The sequence below is a fragment of the Exiguobacterium sp. HSB13 genome (genome assembly GCF_056764755.1).
Map to the genome: position 1 here is coordinate 1,080,020 of NZ_JBUZOM010000001.1, position 17,400 is coordinate 1,097,419.

The 17,400-nt window shown below is 45.4% G+C and carries 21 protein-coding genes; 12 read left to right on the plus strand and 9 right to left on the minus strand.

The window, feature by feature from the left end:
• Positions 1 to 240 precede the first annotated feature (240 nt).
• The 8 genes from ACZGCQ_RS05950 to ACZGCQ_RS05985 all read left to right on the plus strand — a co-directional run bounded on the left by ACZGCQ_RS05950 (position 241) and on the right by ACZGCQ_RS05985 (position 7,223).
• Complete coding sequence (locus ACZGCQ_RS05950; protein WP_481265822.1) at positions 241 to 2,556, plus strand: HAMP domain-containing sensor histidine kinase; 2,316 nt, start codon at positions 241 to 243, stop codon at positions 2,554 to 2,556.
• Positions 2,546 to 2,851, plus strand: a complete 306-nt coding sequence (locus tag ACZGCQ_RS05955; protein ID WP_481265823.1) for a hypothetical protein — start codon at positions 2,546 to 2,548, stop codon at positions 2,849 to 2,851. Before ACZGCQ_RS05950 ends, ACZGCQ_RS05955 begins: the two co-directional genes overlap by 11 nt.
• 12 nt (positions 2,852 to 2,863) lie before the next feature.
• Positions 2,864 to 3,415 carry a cysteine hydrolase family protein gene (locus tag ACZGCQ_RS05960; protein WP_481265824.1) on the plus strand — a complete coding sequence of 184 codons (552 nt, stop codon included), beginning with the start codon at positions 2,864 to 2,866 and terminating at the stop codon, positions 3,413 to 3,415.
• Between the two features lie 3 nt (positions 3,416 to 3,418).
• Positions 3,419 to 4,564, plus strand: coding sequence for a M14 family metallopeptidase (locus tag ACZGCQ_RS05965; RefSeq protein WP_481265825.1), 1,146 nt, complete (start codon positions 3,419 to 3,421; stop codon positions 4,562 to 4,564).
• Between the two features lie 77 nt (positions 4,565 to 4,641).
• Complete coding sequence (locus ACZGCQ_RS05970; RefSeq protein WP_411211317.1) at positions 4,642 to 5,523, plus strand: manganese catalase; 882 nt, start codon at positions 4,642 to 4,644, stop codon at positions 5,521 to 5,523.
• Between the two features lie 5 nt (positions 5,524 to 5,528).
• Complete coding sequence (locus ACZGCQ_RS05975; RefSeq protein WP_133207425.1) at positions 5,529 to 5,747, plus strand: spore coat protein; 219 nt, start codon at positions 5,529 to 5,531, stop codon at positions 5,745 to 5,747.
• On the plus strand, positions 5,740 to 6,033 hold the full coding sequence (locus tag ACZGCQ_RS05980; RefSeq protein WP_029341888.1) for a spore coat protein: 294 nt from the start codon (positions 5,740 to 5,742) through the stop codon (positions 6,031 to 6,033). Before ACZGCQ_RS05975 ends, ACZGCQ_RS05980 begins: the two co-directional genes overlap by 8 nt.
• A gap of 74 nt (positions 6,034 to 6,107) precedes the next feature.
• A complete protein-coding gene (locus ACZGCQ_RS05985; RefSeq protein ID WP_481265826.1) occupies positions 6,108 to 7,223 on the plus strand; it encodes a hypothetical protein in 1,116 nt (371 codons plus the stop codon).
• Positions 7,224 to 7,265: 42 nt separating this feature from the next.
• Here ACZGCQ_RS05985 and ACZGCQ_RS05990 read toward each other — a convergent pair whose 3' ends face one another.
• Entirely contained in the window at positions 7,266 to 7,655 is a 390-nt protein-coding gene (locus ACZGCQ_RS05990) for a thiol-disulfide oxidoreductase DCC family protein (RefSeq protein WP_481265827.1), read from the minus strand.
• Between the two features lie 202 nt (positions 7,656 to 7,857).
• Here ACZGCQ_RS05990 and ACZGCQ_RS05995 point away from each other — a divergent pair, with 202 nt between their 5' ends.
• A complete protein-coding gene (locus ACZGCQ_RS05995) occupies positions 7,858 to 8,601 on the plus strand; it encodes an SDR family oxidoreductase (protein ID WP_481265828.1) in 744 nt (247 codons plus the stop codon).
• A gap of 55 nt (positions 8,602 to 8,656) precedes the next feature.
• Here ACZGCQ_RS05995 and ACZGCQ_RS06000 read toward each other — a convergent pair whose 3' ends face one another.
• The 4 genes from ACZGCQ_RS06000 to ACZGCQ_RS06015 are packed head-to-tail and all read right to left on the minus strand — an operon-like array spanning position 8,657 to position 10,395.
• On the minus strand, positions 8,657 to 9,115 hold the full coding sequence (locus tag ACZGCQ_RS06000; protein ID WP_481265829.1) for an NUDIX hydrolase: 459 nt from the start codon (positions 9,113 to 9,115) through the stop codon (positions 8,657 to 8,659).
• Positions 9,087 to 9,812: a dienelactone hydrolase family protein gene (locus tag ACZGCQ_RS06005; protein ID WP_481265830.1), complete on the minus strand. Its 726-nt coding sequence runs from the start codon at positions 9,810 to 9,812 to the stop codon at positions 9,087 to 9,089. The genes ACZGCQ_RS06000 and ACZGCQ_RS06005 overlap by 29 nt, the downstream gene beginning before the upstream one ends.
• Positions 9,802 to 10,215, minus strand: coding sequence for an RDD family protein (locus tag ACZGCQ_RS06010; protein WP_481265831.1), 414 nt, complete (start codon positions 10,213 to 10,215; stop codon positions 9,802 to 9,804). Before ACZGCQ_RS06010 ends, ACZGCQ_RS06005 begins: the two co-directional genes overlap by 11 nt.
• A 12-nt stretch (positions 10,216 to 10,227) precedes the next feature.
• Positions 10,228 to 10,395 carry a hypothetical protein gene (locus ACZGCQ_RS06015; RefSeq protein ID WP_023468507.1) on the minus strand — a complete coding sequence of 56 codons (168 nt, stop codon included), beginning with the start codon at positions 10,393 to 10,395 and terminating at the stop codon, positions 10,228 to 10,230.
• Positions 10,396 to 10,517: 122 nt separating this feature from the next.
• Between ACZGCQ_RS06015 and ACZGCQ_RS06020 the strand changes: the two genes are divergently transcribed.
• Positions 10,518 to 11,444, plus strand: coding sequence for a zinc-dependent alcohol dehydrogenase (locus ACZGCQ_RS06020; protein ID WP_481265832.1), 927 nt, complete (start codon positions 10,518 to 10,520; stop codon positions 11,442 to 11,444).
• Here ACZGCQ_RS06020 and ACZGCQ_RS06025 read toward each other — a convergent pair.
• Complete coding sequence (locus ACZGCQ_RS06025) at positions 11,426 to 12,022, minus strand: VOC family protein (RefSeq protein WP_481265833.1); 597 nt, start codon at positions 12,020 to 12,022, stop codon at positions 11,426 to 11,428. The genes ACZGCQ_RS06020 and ACZGCQ_RS06025 overlap by 19 nt on opposite strands.
• Positions 12,023 to 12,037: 15 nt before the next feature.
• A complete protein-coding gene (locus ACZGCQ_RS06030; protein ID WP_481265834.1) occupies positions 12,038 to 12,754 on the minus strand; it encodes a DUF5694 domain-containing protein in 717 nt (238 codons plus the stop codon).
• A gap of 130 nt (positions 12,755 to 12,884) precedes the next feature.
• Here ACZGCQ_RS06030 and ACZGCQ_RS06035 point away from each other — a divergent pair, with 130 nt between their 5' ends.
• Positions 12,885 to 13,217, plus strand: a complete 333-nt coding sequence (locus ACZGCQ_RS06035; RefSeq protein WP_481265835.1) for a hypothetical protein — start codon at positions 12,885 to 12,887, stop codon at positions 13,215 to 13,217.
• 346 nt (positions 13,218 to 13,563) lie between these two features.
• On the opposite strand, the gene ACZGCQ_RS06040 is transcribed toward ACZGCQ_RS06035, so the two are convergent.
• Positions 13,564 to 14,916 (minus strand): phenylacetate--CoA ligase family protein, encoded by a 1,353-nt coding sequence (locus tag ACZGCQ_RS06040; protein ID WP_481265836.1) that lies wholly within the window; start codon positions 14,914 to 14,916, stop codon positions 13,564 to 13,566.
• Positions 14,917 to 15,088: 172 nt separating this feature from the next.
• On the opposite strand from ACZGCQ_RS06040, the gene ACZGCQ_RS06045 reads away from it, so the two are divergent.
• Positions 15,089 to 15,943 carry an effector binding domain-containing protein gene (locus ACZGCQ_RS06045; RefSeq protein ID WP_481265837.1) on the plus strand — a complete coding sequence of 285 codons (855 nt, stop codon included), beginning with the start codon at positions 15,089 to 15,091 and terminating at the stop codon, positions 15,941 to 15,943.
• A gap of 59 nt (positions 15,944 to 16,002) precedes the next feature.
• Here the strand turns inward: ACZGCQ_RS06045 and ACZGCQ_RS06050 are convergent, their stop codons facing one another.
• Positions 16,003 to 17,352: a phenylacetate--CoA ligase family protein gene (locus ACZGCQ_RS06050; protein ID WP_481265838.1), complete on the minus strand. Its 1,350-nt coding sequence runs from the start codon at positions 17,350 to 17,352 to the stop codon at positions 16,003 to 16,005.
• Positions 17,353 to 17,400 lie beyond the last annotated feature (48 nt).

Here is a 17,400-nt window from a genome sequence, read left to right on the forward strand (position 1 = left end):
CTCATTTTCACAATCAATAGTATGGCTTGAAGTGTCGTTTAGAGTGATTTTGCACATATGTATATCGTTTATCTTAAAGGATATGAAGTGTCAAAATCTAGGGATTTTTTCGGAAAGAGGCAAAATGATATTTGGATTGAATAATCAAATCATTCAGATTATTGAATGTCTATGATAAGATTCCTTTAAACATGTATGATTACGATTTGTTTATATATCTTTTTAGAAAGAGGTCTAGTCATGAAGTGGCTCTCATCAAGTATGTTTCATCGATTTTATATCTTGTTAATCTCAAATTTCTTGATTTTTGCAAGCATCGGCACCCTAACCTTTTACTTTGCTCAAAAAGAGCTAGAGCAACACCGTGCTTCATCTCAAGAAATAACATTACAAAAAACGAAAGCTCGTACGCTTTGGAATGAAGCACAGCAAGTAAATCTTCAAATCCAACAAGTCGACTTTAATGATCAGGACGATCTCAAGCAGGTTAATCAACGGTTGGAACGTTTTCAACAACACGTTCAATCATTCAGTCAACGCTACTCAGATCCAGCGGACAAACGCTTTATACATCAACTCGTTCAATTTGCGAGATTTTTGGAACTCGAACTCACATTGCAAGTACTCACGGATAATCAAAAGCTGGTTCAACAATCTGACTCCGCTATCAATGACTATTTTCGATTGATTCTTGATGAAGAGCGAAAAGCGCAACAGTCACTACAACAAAGAACCGTTGAAGTTTTACGCTATGCTTTTGGTGTGATGATCATCGCTTTTTGCCTTCTCAGTTACTTGATTTTAAGACTTGTGCGGTCTTTTCAAACGGACTTACTTGACCTCGTCGATCAAACGAAACAACCTGATCGATTGGAGCAGAACGATTTTCAGAACCGTCACGACGAGATTGGTACACTTGGACGATCGATGCAACAAATGACGACGTTGCTCGCCTTTGAACACCAGCAAACGCAAGCTGTTAATTCACAACTTCAAGAGTCTTTCTATCAACAAAAAATAATTGAGCGACAACTTCAATTTCAAAACCAGTTAGCTACTCAAATTTTACGCCATCAATCAATGTCAGGTCTTCACACGTGGCTACAAGCAATCGGTAGTCATTTTCGGGCGACGCATATCTTTTTTTCACCACAGTCGGAAAGTTTTGAACCTGTCCATATCACACTATCAGACGAACCGACATTTGACCAAGAGCGGCTAGAGTTAGAAGCGAAGACTGAGTTAGATACATCGCTCCATCTAATCGAGAAGGAACAATCGACGTTGTGTGCTCTTCCATTACACAGTCCGTCAAAATTCATTGGTACATTGACGTTACAATTTCATCATCGTTTCACCGAGACTATCGCACTTCAGAAAACGACACATTTATTGAATATCGGATTGATGCGGTTGCTTGATGATATCCGTATAAAAGATCATCATCAATTAATTCAACGTATCTTAAATGGTCTTCGAGAAGCTATATTATTCGTCGATGTGACGAACACAAATATCTTTACGAATCACATGTTCCATCAATTGTTCCCGAACTGGTCACCTTCTGAAAAACAATCCGAAAACTTAGCATTCGTCATCGAAACCTTCGAACCGTTGATTCTCGAAACAGATGCGTTATATGCCTATTTCGAACAAATCAAAGCAGGCTTTGAGCACGCAACAGTCGTTCCTGCTCAGGATTTTTCAATGCCAGACGATCGTCATGTAAGACTTTATACAGAATTTTTGCCCGATCGGCAAGGGATTTTATTTGTTTTTCGTGAACGTACGGTTGAAGTCACTTATGCCAAAAAGGAGCAAAATTTCATTTCGGTTTTATCTCATGAGCTACGAACGCCACTTGCGTCCATTGAAGGGTTTAGCGAACTGATGTTACATCGGACGTTGTCTCCTTCAAAACAGCGCAAATATCTAGAGACGATGCGGAGTGAGACACAGCGACTCAGTCAACTGTTAACCGAATTCCTAGATTATCAGCGACTCAGTCATCAAAAAGAATCGTATCAGTTAGAATCATTTTGCATCGAGCATATGCTCATTGAGTTAACGGAATGGTTGAACGTTGCGACATCGACGCATCATATACAAATCGAAACCGATGGTCCTTGCTTGATCACGGCTGATCCAGAAAAAATCCGGAGAGTCTTATTAAACATCTTGAATAATGCAATAAAGTATTCTCCTATTGATTCAAATATCCAAATCTCGCTAGCGTGCTGTGAAGCTGAAATCGTCATCACCATTAGCGATGACGGATATGGTATCCCAAAACAAGATCTTCCCCATCTGTTTGATCCGTATTACCGCGTCGAACATGCAGACCATCTCCAAGTTCAAGGAACAGGTCTCGGTTTACCGATTTGTAAGGAAATCATTGAGGCGCACGGCGGACGTATCACCGTTCATTCAGAAATCGGAAAAGGATCCGACTTTTTTATCCGTTTACCTCGTGATGAAGAGTGGAACACAACCAATAACATGTATAAGAGCAGTATGAATAATCTACAACTAGGAAGTGAAGAAAGTGGAAGCTGATTTAAACCAAATCGTTCGCTGTTTAAATCAAGATTTTAAACAGCAAAAAACTGTCTTCAGTGCAATGGCATTGAAAGAGACCAACCCCTGCATCGTCTTGATGGAAGATCACCGTAAAAGACGGATGGAGGATGCCTTGTATCAATATCCTGATTTCATCGCAGAGTTGGAATCACTCATTTATCGTTGTTTAATTGATGTCCGGGGAGCCCGTGAATCAGCCTCCCCTTCCGAGATTTTTATCTCTAAAGCCCATCTCTATTCGCCGTATCATTATTTAGTCACCTTTTTATGAGAGGAGTCCGCCATGACTGTTCAAGAAAATACAGCATTGTTGATCATCGATGTCATCAATAAGATGGATTTCGAAGGAGCTGAGCAGTTATTGCAACAGACGCTCCCTGTCCTCGAACCACTCTCAAAATTAAAACAACATTGTAAACGTCAAAACATCCCGGTGATTTACGTCAACGACAATTTTGGTCTATGGCAAGAGAATGTTAATCAAATCATTGATGAGTGCCGCGGTGGTCTTGGCGATGTCCTCATCGAAGCAATGCATCCAGAAGAGGACGATTACTTCATCATCAAACCAAAACACTCAGGCTTTTTCGGGACCCAACTCGATATTTTATTGAAGCATTTGGATGTCTCACGACTCATTATCACTGGTCTCACGACAGATATGTGTATCTTATTTACTGCAAACGACGCTTATATGCGAGAATATGCCATTCATGTCCCAGCAGACTGTACGGCAGCAAAAACAGCTGTTGCTAAAGATCACGCCTTGGAAATTCTCAGTTCGACATTATCTCTTAATTGCTCCTTAAGTTCACACTTGATGAAGGAGGAATGACCCATGCTTCACTATTTTTCTGGTACGTATGAAACAGCACGTCAACGTTTCAATGAGACTGCTCAGCAAATGCTCTCTCGGTATTATCCGCAGCTTACTCATGATTCACTTGAACAACAGGCGTCACTTTATTCTGATTGGTGGCATGGTCAGTCAGGTAATAATTCAACGTTGTTCATCTTAACGAGTGGGCTGCATGGAATTGAAGGATATGCAGGCAGCGCCATGCAACTTCAATTTTTATCAGACCATATGAAACAGCTAAATACGGGAGAAGTCGATATTTTGCTGATTCATGGTATTAATGCGTATGGGATGAAACATCATCGTAAAGAAACACAGCATAACCTTAATTTAAACCGAAATGCCATTCACGATTTTTCGCAGGCAGATTTACGTAATTTAGGTTTTGATGACTTACAGTCTTTGTTCATAAAACGGTCAGGATCAGGGCGTCGTCTGGATTATGTGCCATTTACGTTACATGTCTTATACGACTTGATTCGTCTAGGTCCACATGCTTTTTTAAAGGCTGCGACACTAGGACAATTCAAACATCCGACCGGATTCTATTATGGCGGACGTACGCAAGACGCTTACTTCTCTGACGTATTAAGTCGTCTCGTCGATACCCTATCTACTTACCGACACGTCGTGATGCTCGACTGTCATACTGGTTATGGACCAGCGGGGCAAGTCCAACTCGTCATGTCGTCGGATGATCCACGGCACGCAAAGGAAGTAGAAGCATACACACATTACCCGATTGTCGATCAACCACGAGATCAACAGTTCTATGCGATTGAAGGGGAATGGCTAAACTATCTGTATCAAGAAACAAAAAAACGAAAGATCGGTTTTTTAGGTTTAACCCTTGAGTGCGGAACGCTTGGGAAACATCCTATTGCCTTACTCCGAACGTTAAAAGCAACGATTGACGAAAATCGTCTCTTCTTCGATCAAGCGGTCGCTCCTCGACGAATCATGGAGCGGTTCGACGCACTTTACATTCCTAAAAATAAACAATGGCGACAATCCATATTGAACGAGACGGCGTTCATCTTCACCAGTATCACCAAGTGGATGAGTGAACCCAAAAACTATCCTATGATGAAACGTTCGCTCGGATCATTCAAAAAATATGACTAAACAGGTTTGAAAGAAATCGATTAAGGTATATAACATGTGTAACTTGCATATGTTTAAAACTTAAAGGGGGTCTTTTCATGTTTCGTCATCAAAAGGAATTACAATTCGAAGTCAAGGTAGATCGACCCGATCCAAAACTTGCTCGGGCCGTGCAAGAGGTACTCGGTGGACAATTCGGTGAAATGACGGTCATGATGCAATATCTCTTCCAAGGCTTCAATTGCCGTGGCGAAGAAAAGTACAAGGATATGCTGATGGATATCGGGACGGAAGAAATCGGACACGTTGAGATGCTGTGTTCCCTCATTTCTCAATTGCTCGACGGGGCGTCACCGGATGATCAGGCAGAAGCTGCCAAAGATCCGGCGACGGCAGCAATTCTCGGGGGAATGAATCCTCAGCACCTACTTGTCAGCGGTCTCGGTGGATTGCCATCGAACGCAAACGGCATTCCATGGAACGGATCCTATATCGTCGCCAGTGGTAACTTATTGGCAGACATGCGATCGAACCTACATGCTGAATCACAAGGTCGCCTTCAGGTCGCCCGCCTCTATCATATGACGACAGATGAAGGCGTTCGTGCTACCTTCCGTAAGATGCTCGCTCGCGACCGATATCACCAGTATCAATGGATGGCTGCGATCGAAGAACTGGAGACGAAAAACGGAGTCGTCGTGCCGGCTACTTTCGCACCGGAAGATGAGATGGAAGCGCAACCGCATGCTTATGAGTTCTGGGACCTATCGGAAGGCACAGCTTCCAAAGAAGGTCGTTGGGCTCAAGGGGAAGCACAAGATGGAACCGGTGAATTCGTTCATCTAGAAAATCCTGCACCGCAAGGAAACATTCCGAAGATGAAGGTACCAGCACACAAGCTTCACCACGATCTAGCAGAAAAAACAGGAATGCAAAACGTTAAAGATACTGTCAAACGGATGTTACATGATAAGGAGTGAGACCGATGGCGAAATCATCACTTGCAATCCATGAAACACTCGAAATCCATGAAATCATGACGATGAAACAAGCCTGTCTCGTTAAAGCTGTTGCCGTTCGTTCCTTCGTCAAGGATGAGACGCTTGAAAAATTGATTGCTCAAGACATTAAAGATAGCGAACAAGCATTAAACGATTTACAAAAGCTCTTGGCAGATCATGAAGGAGGCAATTCTCATGAATGAAGCTCTCCAATCCATCAACCGTCCTAGTAAAAAACGCGACGAGTTGATTGCGACGGACTTCTTGATCAGCAGCAAATCACTTGTCCGCGCTTATGCTGTCGCGATTACGGAAACGGCTTCTCCTGATGTGCGGAAAGTCTTGACCGAACAACTGAATAAAGCCATTCAGACTCACGCTGCGATCGCCGGATACATGATTGATCACGATATGTATCACGCGCATGACTTGAAAAAACAATTAAAACACGATCAAGAAAAACTAGAAGTCGCAAAAGGATTGCTATGACGTTTCCCCTTCCCTTCTGATCCTGAAGCGGAAGGGGTTTTCTTTCATAATTCGTGTAAGGAGCGATCAGTCCCATGATTGACATCAATCACATTCAAATCAAACAAAGTGGAGAAACCGTTTGCCTCACCTGGGAAGGGACAAGTAACGTCCGTCTCTTATTAAATGGTAGACCCTGTTTCATTCAGAACTCGAATACCTATCAAACGGAGACACTTCCTTTATTTGAACCTCTCTCGTTCGAACTGATCGATTCAGATTCGAAGACACGTATCGTCACCGCGCTTGTTTCAAGTACGGATGATTTGTTCTGGAATCGAAAAATGACTGTCTTGATCCAACAAGATCATGCTGTCCGACTGTTGTGGGGTGAAATTCCAGAGGTATCACATTATACGGTATTTCAAGATGGGTATCGATTAGGTCAAACTACGATACCTGAATGGAAAGGAACGATTGACTCTGAACAGTTTACACGTTTTGAAATCCGGGTGCTCCGTCCCATTTCCAGAAAATTGATGTCGCTTGCAAAAATGATCGAGACGTTTGCCCGCGTTACGAATCAAATAAAACAGGAACAAGACCGGGAACGAGAATTTGAACAGTTCGTGCTCTATTTTTCTTTGTACCCGCTATCGGCTTCACATACGAAGGTGGCTTCATACCGATTGCGTGTACTGACGTTCATTGCTCCGCCGATTCTCGTGAATCCGAATCCGTTTTCTCCGCATCGATATTTTGAAGGCGATGCGCGACAGTATTCCCCTTTTTCAAAAGAGTATCGCACCTTTACAGAAGTCCTAACTTGTGATGGTGAAACTACTCATCAACTATCAAAACAAGCAAATCCTACCCGCTCCTTCGATGCTCGTCATCAGCTATATCGAGAAGATGTTGCCTCGACACAGCGGGTCTATTTATCAAATCAATCACCAACTGGGTATACACTCCACCATTCTGTCGGTAATCCGCTCGTCATCTCACCTAACATCGACTACGAGATCAAGGTGGCACATCGTTCAAATCTTTGGCGTATCGCAGGAACACATCTCCAATCACCGCATCATGAAGTGTACTTGGATGAAGGGGACGATTGTTTCGAGACGATTCACCAAGCCCATGATTTAGGTTTAAGTTTTCTCGGCGATCCGCTGCCGAGTTGTCACTGGTTACATGTGATGAATCAATGAACAGAGAGAAAGCCGCGACCGATTCGTCGCGGCTTTTCATATTTAGTCGTGAAATCGAGCTCGTGTCTCAGGAGACGGCAGTGCACACTGCTGTTTTTGCCCAAACCAACGATGACGATTGTTTGCAACGAAGTCATAGACGTGATCCCGAAGTCGACGTGGAACAATCCGAAGTATACTTAACAGATGCCACCCACCTCTTAAATGACCGGCAATCCGTAACGCAGCATCGGATTTAATATACGGTACACCTCGGTCAATCACAACGACACTGTCGATCGTTTCCGGGAGATGATGGCGCCTTACGAGTTCTTGCCCCGTCTCCCCTTGCAATGAAGCAAAGTCATGGTACCCTTGATCTCGCTTTAAGATGAACTGGACACTCGCGTCACAGAGATTACATTCCCCGTCAAATAAGACGATTGCTTTCATGATCGATTCATCCTTCCCTATCTGTTTAACGAACGATTTCGTACACTTTTTCTTTACCACACTTTAGGTCAAAACATGCATTTAATCAGTATGTTAAATCATGATAACGCTTCCGTTCATTGTCTTTCTTAGGCTATACTGTTTTTGTAAACATTTGGAACCGTTCATTTATTTGAATGTATCCATGTAAAGGAGCGTACATATGACGAAACGACCGATTGCCATCGTGACCGGTGCCAGTCAGACACGCGACATCGGAGCTGCGATTTGCCGCCAGCTTGCCTCGTCCGGACATGACCTGGTCTTCACTTATTTTAAAGCAACAGCGGATTGGGCGGCTAGTTTTACGACCGATCTTGAAAGTCAAGGTGCCCGCGTTCTTGCGATCGAGCTTGATTTGGGTCAAGCAGATGCCGCAGACGATTTATTCGCTCAGGTAGAAGACTTTGGAACACCCAGCATCCTGATCAACAATGCTGCCCACTCGACGATGACGGATTGGCAAACGCTCGATGCAGCAAACCTCGACCAACACTATGCCGTCAATCTCCGGGCGCCGCTGTTGCTTGCGACACGTTTTACGAAACGATTCACTGAATCGAATCTAACGTCCGGTCGTATCATTCAACTGACATCGGGACAGGACCTCGGTCCGATGCCAGACGAGATTGCTTACGCTACGACAAAAGGTGCCTTATCGACGTTTACGAAAACTTATGCAGCAGCCGTAGCACCGCTTGGCATCACCGTCAACGCCGTCAATCCAGGTCCGACTGACTCGACTTGGATGGATGAAGCAACACGAACAGCGCTTAAACCTAGTTTTCCGTTCGGACGAATCGGTGCGCCAGAAGACGTCGCACGCTTGATTCAATTTCTCGTGAGTCCAGATGGTGGCTGGGTGACCGGACAAGTCATTCATTCCGAAGGTGGTTTTGAACGATGAACATGTCACATGCAAAAACATCCCTCTGACGCTAAAATCAGAAGGATGTTTTGCATTATCGAAAAACTGGATCCGGTTCCGTCAAAAAATCGTTCCAGGCTGTTTGATGCAGATCGCTATAGAGTTGTGGCATTTGATCTCTTTCAAAAAAAGCAACATCGAGTGATTCATCGGAGTCAATCGTCAATTGTCCCCCATTGATTCGGCAAACGAAAAAATGGACGATCGGTTGGGCGACATCTCCGTTCGGATACATCTCTTCGTACTTCGAATAGACACCACTTAACCGTTCAATCGTGACATGAAAACCGGTCTCTTCGAAAATCTCACGCTTTGCTGCTTCTACGATTGACTCTCCCAGTTCCAGTGCACCGCCCGGAAAGCCCCATGCTTGTTGCTCCCGTCGTTTTTGAAGAAGAATGCGCCCCTCCTCGTCGAAGACGATGCCACCGGCAAAGTTCAACATCACTTTTTCTTGACCAACCTTACTGCGAAGAAAACGTATGTAGTCCATCTGTCGCCCCTTGAAGTTTGACGTGCTTCAGCCAGGCGATGAGTTGCTTGATCATTGCATCGGTCACGGTATGATTGACACCCGGGAAAACGTCTAATACAGTCGTTTGCGCCATCCCCGCTCGAACTGCTGACGCGTGATAGAACTGTTGGGTCGATAATGGAATGATGTCATCGGCATCCCCGTGCAGGAGCAATCGTGGACGCTCATCCATCACACTGATTGGATCAAGCTTCCATGGTACATCCGTCTCTTTGATAACAGGTCGCCCGTCGCGCGCGCGGAATAAGCGTTCTGCTTCAAGATAGGCACCGCCCCCATTGATCGCAACAAGTGCTTTAATCGGCAGACGCGCCATGATCCCGTGGGCAATGAACCCACCCATCGAGACGCCCACCGCCATCACGTCTGAAGCATGCCAGCCTGATTGTTCGATGAGATCGGTCGCTTCCTTAATCGATTGTTCGACGACGGACCAAAAATAGGTCGTCATTACTTCTTTATCGTAAGGGTCATCAAACGGTTCACGTTGATCATGTCGAACGAGTTCCGGAATGAAGACATCGTATCCTTCGTCAGCGAGTTGTTCAGCAAACGCTAGATAAGAAACAGCTGTCCCACCCCAACCATGATAGAGCAGGATGGCTCCTTTTGGTTGAGAGGCTCGGACGATGTGGACATGAAAATCAAGCTTCATTTTTTAGCTTCTCCTGGTTTAAGCGGACAATCGTTCTCGCGAAGTCATCTTCCGGTAACCGTTGTCCGTTCTCAAGAAACGGTTTCCAGTACGGTCGGATCTTAAATAACGAGACCGTATCGCGGTAAACTGTTCGACGAATGACTTGTTTTGTCGTCAACGGTAATCCGTTCTCGCTTTCAACCTGAATGCCACAGATCTGACCACCAATCGATTTTCCGTTCAACAGTTTTAATTGCGCGACTTCTCCTAGAAAACTGATCGTCGGTTGTGTGACGAAGGCGTGCACGACTTCTGACTTCACACGCCGTAATACCGTTTTTTCGATGACGACGGAAAGTCCAAGATAAACAGCTTGGTTGATGATATACGCACCGATTCGTCGTTTTGTCGTTGAGTGCATGAATGATCCTCCTTATACGTTGAAATAGACGACAGCGCCGAGTCCACTGACAGCAATCAAATAAAAGACGATTGCGAGTCGTTTGTTTGCGGCAGAGATATCCTTTCGGACGAGGATTTTACTATACCGATACGTCAAGAATGCGAACACGAGCAATGCCAAAATCAATAATGGTTCCATTTGATTCCCCCCTTTTCTTTCTTATTCTACCTCATATCTAGTCTCTAATTGTTATATTTTACAAGTAAGTTAGTATATGCTTGATCCATATGTAATCAATCCAACAATGAAATGAGGTTTACATGTTGAACACTACAACGATTTGCTGTCTTGTTGAGTCGAAAACGCCCGGTTATCTCAATCGGGAACTGCCGCCGCTCGGCATCCATGACGTCCATGTCCGCACTCTAGCCGGTGCCATCAGTATCGGTGCCGAACTTCCCCGATGGCTGGAACAGGATATGACCGAAACCGTTTATGATTATCCACTCGAGACCGGATATGAAAGTTACGGCGAAGTGCTTGCTGTTGGTGACGCGGTCCAAATCGTCAAGCCGGGTGATCGGATCGTCAGCTTCTATGGACATCAAGATCAAGCGATCGTTCCTGAATCGAAGGTCATCCCGGTTCCTGCTCACATTTCACCGCGTGAAGCTTTACTTCTGATCCTGTCTTGCGACGCGGCAAAAGGTGTCCGAAAGCTGGCATTGACGCCCGATTCTAGCGTCTTAGTTTCCGGAATGGGAACGATCGGTTTGCTGACGGTGCATTACTTACGGCATTACTTTAATGTTCGTCAGATTGATATCATCGAGCCGCTTACGTCCCGAGCGGAGTTAGCCCATCAATTAGGTGCATGTGTTGTCACACCGGACTCAAGTATGTATGACGCCGCCATCGAATGTTCCGGACGCCAAGCGGCCTTTGCCGAGCTTCAGTCTGCCATCCGTCCTCATGGTACGATTTGTGTCTTATCGGACGGTAACCGGGAAGCCTTGACGTTGACGCCCGCGTTTCACGCAAAAGAACTTCGGATCATTGCATCGAGTGACGGCTGGGACTACCGCAAGCATGCAGACTGGCTCTTTGCAAACGATCGTCACGTGACTTTACCCGCTTTGTTCGAACAAGAGACTTCGTTTTCGGAGCTCGCCAGTTGCTTCGCAGCCTTAATGGAAACACCAGATCTCCCAATCAAAGTGTTCGTCGATTACGATAAGACGAGCTGAACGCCGTTCGGATCCTTACCTACGAGCGATGCGTCGGAAAAGACTGCTTCTTGTAAGACGTTCTTCTCCCCGCGGACGGTTTGAATTTGTGACATCGGTTGATCGAACAGCTTCGCTAAATCTTCCTCTAATCCTTCGCGTGGCGTTGCTAGAATCAGACGCTCAAGAATCGTTCCGTCAGCGTCCGCAATCGCATCTTCATGAATTTGCAGTTCAATCCGTAACCCGTATGGTGTCTGTAAGAACGTCCGCCGCTCGTTCGCTTGGATCGTGAACGATAACGTTTCTGCACGGTCGAGAATCGTTTGCACGTCATCTGATTGAATCAAAAATCCGATATGATCGAAGCGAACCGTTTTCCCGAATCCAATCGTCACGTTGACCGCTCCCCGTTTCATTTCGATGATTCGAAATAAAATGTGATCTGTTCGAAAATCATCCCACGTCAGGGGTGGATTAAACGACGAAAATTCTCCGTCCTTCTTCCCGATGCGCTGGGAAACGTGAAACCCGCGTACCGTGTACCAGGCTTCTGTTTCTTCCAAGTGTGGTGTCCAAATATGGTAGTGAAATAGCATTTACATACACTCCTTTTAATTATTCCAATCGTTCCACGTCATCACGTCGACTTGCTTCGAATCATTCAAGTATTGTCGTAATAACGGGAGGTGCGCAGCTCCATACAAACAGACGATTCGCTCGTTCGCCTGAGCGAGTTGCAGTAGATGATTCGCAATTTTTTGATTGCGAACATGCCAGTAGCCTTCGATCCAAATCCGCCCGCTCTCTAGTCGTTCGATTTGATCATAGATCCTAGCCGACGCTGCAATCGTCTCTTCAGTGTGCAATTGATCGAGCCATTCGGAGAAGGATAACTGCTCCATCGCGTGCTCTAACTGTTCAATCCGCTTCATCTCAGCCGTGACGATCGTCTCAAAGGCTTCCGGATGATGTGAACGGACGATTCCTAAATCCGGTACGCCGGGTACGGTTTCGTTCCAATCGACCCCATGGAGATCTGCTAAACCTGCCATCTGAGCTAAGCGAAAGCCGATTTGTTGCCGTTCATTATCGGTTAAGTCGCTCTCAGATTGATAGTTTTCATATGTATATTGCAAGTCACTCATGCGTTCAGGTGATGTCTCAAGAGCTACGCCTGTCGGTCGAAATACGTTCAATCGAGCAACGACTTCTTGAATTTCTCGTTGCCGTCTTTCTGACGCGACATCAAAAATTGCCGGACGAATCAGATCACCATTTGCTGGTCGGTCAAGATGGAACATGCCCATCAGTAAAATCTGAGGTTTCATCTATCCCCCTCCTTTTCCTGATTTTACCTTATACTCGGTAGAGGAAGCGACCTTTACCTATCATGAATTTACGTTACCATTTAACAAATAGTCATATAAGGAGGTTCCGATGAAAAGGATATTCGTCATTATGTTCATTGGATGTTTATTCGGATGCAGTCAGTCTAGTACAGAGGAACATGGTAGCTATGCCATGATCGTCATTGTGAACAACAAAGAATATAGTGGAACAGAAGCAGAATTGGATGCATCTAAGCAACAAGGAGAAAAAATTAGCACGATACTAAAGAAAACAAAAGCATATGAAATGCCTCAAGCGAACAGTCAATCGAATCTCTTTTCAGTCGGATCCACCATCTATTCTGTTAAAGGAACAGAAGATTTTATCATTGTAAAAGATAAAGAAAATAAAAAATGGCTTTTACAAAAGGTAAGGGATATCGAAAACACTCTAAATCAATGAGGCACTTTAACACCTTTAACGTGGTGCATCTATAGAAATACGATCAGCGGAGATGTTTTGTACTTTTACACGAAGTAGAGTGAGAAGACATTAGAAAGGGGCTGACTCAAAAGTCAGTTTCCGCAAAGATAAGGATGCCAGAATGATGATCTGCTACCCTTATCTCATAACAAAAAGAATGACGCATTTCACGACACTCCTACAGGGAAAAGCGCATTGCTGCGCTGTCAGAGACAAACAAGACCCGCTTTCCTGCTTGAATGAAGCAGGAAAACTGGCTTGTGTCTCGCCTGAGGAAAGGGCGCGAAAAGACGCGTCATTCTTTTTTTGAGTCAGCCTCTTTCTTTCATCCTGTTAAGCTTGATTTGACGAGCAAAATCTTACCGCTTTCCTCTGCATCGATATAAGAAACGGCTTGCACATCGAGAAGGATATCACGACCGAACAAACGGTACAGCCGTTCCATCAGAAGTCGTTCGTCTGATTGACTGAACCGCTCTGCGTCCGGAACGTAGTAGATCAATACGCTATCCGGCGTCATTTGAACATATTGAATACGCTCGATACTGTTTGGTAAGTGTTTGACGAGACTCGACAGTTGCGCCTCAAAAATCTTTTGCCCATCCGGTTTTTGGATGAAGGCGCGTCCTCTTCCGTCAATTGAATCAATGATTGGTCCTGGATGACCGCACGAACAGGTGCGTTGACTCAGCGTCATCCGATCGCCGACACGGTAGCGAATTAGGGGGGTTCCGTGTGTATCAAAACTCGTCACAAGAATCTCCCCGTCTGTATCGAGTTCGATGATCCCCATCTCATGATGCAGATGTTTTTGACCAAATCGACACTCTGAGACGATTGGTGCCCCTTCAGACGATGCATATTGATCAAAAACTGGTCCGTGAAACACGTCTTCGATGACTTGGCGCTCCTCCGCATCGATTCGTTCAGCAGTTGGAAAAATCGCAATCGGTCGACACGTTAAGCGGATCCCTTCTCGCTTCGCAAACCGGGCGAGCTCAATCATCGCTGACGGAAGCCCATCAATTGTTTCTGGTTGAAAACGCTCAATGGCTTCGAGATACGCTGCCATCGTTCGTGGAGACAATCGTTTCACCGTAAATAAGAGTTGATTCGCAGCTCGGTTCATCCGCCAATATACATCTGTCTGTTGCCGCTCAGGTACTAAATCTTGCGCTGTAAAACTAGCACGCCGCATCCCGCGTCGCACTCCATGCGTCGCTTTAAAGTAGTCGAGATGTGCCATGCGAATTTGCATATCCGGTACGGTATATCGCACTTGAAGTGACGTGCCCGTCGTTCCACCGGTTTTTCCAACAATCGGTGCAGGAATGTCCGTTTGAATTTCCGCCATCTTCGTTCGTAATGTTTCTTTTGATAATACAGGGATGTTTTTTAGTTCTGATAAGTCCGTTAACGGTAGGCGAATGCCATGTGAAGTGAAGAGCTGATGGTAATAGAGGCTATGTTCCGTACAGAAGCGAAGGAAGTCATTTAATCGATCAAGTTGTTCCGCTTTGACGTCGATCGTCGAATGTTCTCGTTCGAGGAGCATCCGGAACCGTTCTTGATAGACCGGTCCATAACGTTCGCGATGCAATTGATACCCATAGAGGGTTGTGAAGAGATGCTGGAGAAATAGAGGAGAGCGATTGTAGATTTGCTCTTTGATACCCATGTCATCACGTCCTTTCGCAAGGGAAGTAACGGTTTCGATGTCTCTACGATAGCCTATGTATCTGACAGGAATATGACAAAATTAAGGGGAAACGCATCCTGACAAATTACTATCGCCTTGGACAGGTCCGACGAACATCGCTCTACTATACTGAAGACAAGGAGGTGACAAGATGTGGCTCGAATCGATTCAACGCGTCATTGACTATATCGAAGATCATTTAGAAGACTCGCTCGATCTCAACGTTTTGACAAGGGTGGCGAAGATGCAAACGTATCCTTTACAACGGACGTTTTCGTTACTTGCGATGATGACCTTACCGGAATACATCCGAGGGCGACGTCTGACGCTCGCTGCCCAACAATTGACACAGACGGACGAAAAAATCATCGATCTCGCCTTACGTTTTGGTTATGAGACGCCGGAAGCTTTCACAAAAGCGTTTAAACGTCAGCATGGTTGTTCGCCAACGTTGATGCGAAACGAGCGACGTCCGATTCACGCCTATAACCGCCTGAGTATTCAGGTGACCTTGAAAGGACTGGAGCAAATGGATTACCAACTCATCGAACGACCGGCTTTACAGATTTCAGGATGGCGAAAACATTTCCCGACGCAAGATGGCGCCCAACAGCAACTGATTCCGTTGTTTTGGAATGATGTGAATCGTTCTGGTCAAGACGCGATTTTGTTCAAACAAAATGATGGTCAAATTGAAGGTGTGATTGGTGTCTGTTCCAATTTCACTGAAGAATCAATGGATTATTGGATTGCGACGACAACAACGGAAATTCTACCCGGTCAAGAAACGATGACGATTCCGGCGAGTCTTTGGGCGACGTTTCCGGTCGTTGGTCCGATGCCGCATGCCATTCAAGAGATGTGGCAGCGTATCTATCAAGAGTGGCTCCCATCGCATGGATATGATCCTCTGCCTCACGCTGAACTCGAAGTGTATTCGGCAGGCGACCCGTCTGCCGCCGATTACCAATCTGCCATCTGGATTCCGGTGCGTCCGCGCGACTGATAATTTCAGGACATACGAAAAGGCGAGATCATTGGTGGTCTCGCCTTTTACGTTGTACGTCATGCATACTGTTGTTTAATCAGTAACGTTTTGCCACTGATTTCTTTCGGAATTTCGGGTACCGCGCGCATGACGACATTCAATTGTCCGTCAAACAGTCGGTCCAGAACGAAAAAGAGTTTTTTCTCATGTTCTTTTTCAAAACATCGTTCATCCGGAACATACAATAATACAATCTCGTCCCGCGTCTCTTGAATGTATTGCACGCGTTCGATACAGTTCGGGAACGCTCGAACGATTCCCGCGAGCTCCCCTTCAAAAACACGATGTCCGTTTCTGAGTTGAATGAAGCTTCTCCCTCGACCATCAATCGAAGCGATGATTGGACCTTGATGACCGCACGGACACGTTTCCTGACTGAGCGTCATCCGATCGCCGACGCGGTAACGGACGAGTGGTGTCCCGTGTGTATCAAAACTCGTCACGAGAATTTCTCCATCCTCATCGCGTTCAATGATTCCCATCTCATAATGTAAATGTTTTTTCCCATACGGACATTCGGCGACGATCGGTGCCCCTTCTGAAGACGCATACTGGTCATAGATCGGTGCATGGAAGACGTCTTCGACGAGTGCTCGTTCTTCTGCTGTCATCATCTCTGCCGTCGGGAAAATCGCTTTCGGTCGGAACGTACAGGTCATCCCATATTTTTTAGCATATCGTGCGACTTCAATCATTCCTGAAGGTAAACCATCAATCGATTCCGGCTGAAACCGATTCAGTTGTTCAATGTACGCAGCAGCGGTTTTCGGATTGATATTTTTGATCGAGAACAGCATCTGATTGATGACTTTGTTCGTCCGCCAGTAGACCGGTGCCTTTTGTTGCGGCGAAGCGAGCGTTTGACCGGTAAAACTTGCACGGCGCATTCCTTGATCGACTCCATGGGTCCACTTGAAGAAATCGAGGTGTGCCATCCGGATTTGCATATCTTCCTTTGTATAATGCACTTGAATCGATTTACCAGTCGTCCCGCCCGTTTTTCCGAGAATCGGGGCATGGACGTGCGCATGGACATCTTCATTTTGTTGCCGTAAGATTTCTTTCGTTAAAGGGGGAATCTGCTTTAGCTCGTCAATCGATTGGAAAGGGAGCTCTAATCTGATAGAAGAAAACAATTCCTGATAGTATGGACTATGCGTTTGGCAAAAAGAAAGGAAGTCGTTTAATCGATGCAACTGTTCTGCTCGAACGTCAATCGGTCGTCCTAACTTCTGTTTCAGTTCTTGTAAGCGTTGCTGGTAAGTTGCACCGTATCGTTCGTGGAACAGACGGCGTCCTTGTAACGTCGTCAATAAGTTTTGAATGAAGATTGGTGAGTGAAAGTAGATCGATTCTTTAAGCTGCATGATGTCACTCCTTCCATAGTTAGACCACCTTTTACTGATACTTTCATC

Excerpts from the sequence above, each read along its gene's own strand:
- ACZGCQ_RS05995 (WP_481265828.1), top strand. The coding sequence starts at position 7,858 with ATGACGAAACGACCGATTGCCATCGTGACCGGTGCCAGTCAGACACGC.
- ACZGCQ_RS06025 (WP_481265833.1), bottom strand. The coding sequence starts at position 12,022 with ATGCTATTTCACTACCATATTTGGACACCACACTTGGAAGAAACAGAA.
- ACZGCQ_RS06040 (WP_481265836.1), bottom strand. The coding sequence starts at position 14,916 with ATGGGTATCAAAGAGCAAATCTACAATCGCTCTCCTCTATTTCTCCAG.
- ACZGCQ_RS05960 (WP_481265824.1), top strand. The coding sequence starts at position 2,864 with ATGACTGTTCAAGAAAATACAGCATTGTTGATCATCGATGTCATCAAT.
- ACZGCQ_RS05950 (WP_481265822.1), top strand. The coding sequence starts at position 241 with ATGAAGTGGCTCTCATCAAGTATGTTTCATCGATTTTATATCTTGTTA.
- ACZGCQ_RS06010 (WP_481265831.1), bottom strand. The coding sequence starts at position 10,215 with ATGCACTCAACGACAAAACGACGAATCGGTGCGTATATCATCAACCAA.
- ACZGCQ_RS06030 (WP_481265834.1), bottom strand. The coding sequence starts at position 12,754 with ATGAAACCTCAGATTTTACTGATGGGCATGTTCCATCTTGACCGACCA.
- ACZGCQ_RS05970 (WP_411211317.1), top strand. The coding sequence starts at position 4,642 with ATGTTTCGTCATCAAAAGGAATTACAATTCGAAGTCAAGGTAGATCGA.
- ACZGCQ_RS05985 (WP_481265826.1), top strand. The coding sequence starts at position 6,108 with ATGATTGACATCAATCACATTCAAATCAAACAAAGTGGAGAAACCGTT.
- ACZGCQ_RS05975 (WP_133207425.1), top strand. The coding sequence starts at position 5,529 with ATGGCGAAATCATCACTTGCAATCCATGAAACACTCGAAATCCATGAA.
- ACZGCQ_RS06020 (WP_481265832.1), top strand. The coding sequence starts at position 10,518 with ATGTTGAACACTACAACGATTTGCTGTCTTGTTGAGTCGAAAACGCCC.
- ACZGCQ_RS05980 (WP_029341888.1), top strand. The coding sequence starts at position 5,740 with ATGAATGAAGCTCTCCAATCCATCAACCGTCCTAGTAAAAAACGCGAC.
- ACZGCQ_RS06035 (WP_481265835.1), top strand. The coding sequence starts at position 12,885 with ATGTTCATTGGATGTTTATTCGGATGCAGTCAGTCTAGTACAGAGGAA.
- ACZGCQ_RS06050 (WP_481265838.1), bottom strand. The coding sequence starts at position 17,352 with ATGCAGCTTAAAGAATCGATCTACTTTCACTCACCAATCTTCATTCAA.
- ACZGCQ_RS05965 (WP_481265825.1), top strand. The coding sequence starts at position 3,419 with ATGCTTCACTATTTTTCTGGTACGTATGAAACAGCACGTCAACGTTTC.
- ACZGCQ_RS06005 (WP_481265830.1), bottom strand. The coding sequence starts at position 9,812 with ATGAAGCTTGATTTTCATGTCCACATCGTCCGAGCCTCTCAACCAAAA.
- ACZGCQ_RS06045 (WP_481265837.1), top strand. The coding sequence starts at position 15,089 with ATGTGGCTCGAATCGATTCAACGCGTCATTGACTATATCGAAGATCAT.
- ACZGCQ_RS06015 (WP_023468507.1), bottom strand. The coding sequence starts at position 10,395 with ATGGAACCATTATTGATTTTGGCATTGCTCGTGTTCGCATTCTTGACG.
- ACZGCQ_RS05990 (WP_481265827.1), bottom strand. The coding sequence starts at position 7,655 with ATGAAAGCAATCGTCTTATTTGACGGGGAATGTAATCTCTGTGACGCG.
- ACZGCQ_RS06000 (WP_481265829.1), bottom strand. The coding sequence starts at position 9,115 with ATGGACTACATACGTTTTCTTCGCAGTAAGGTTGGTCAAGAAAAAGTG.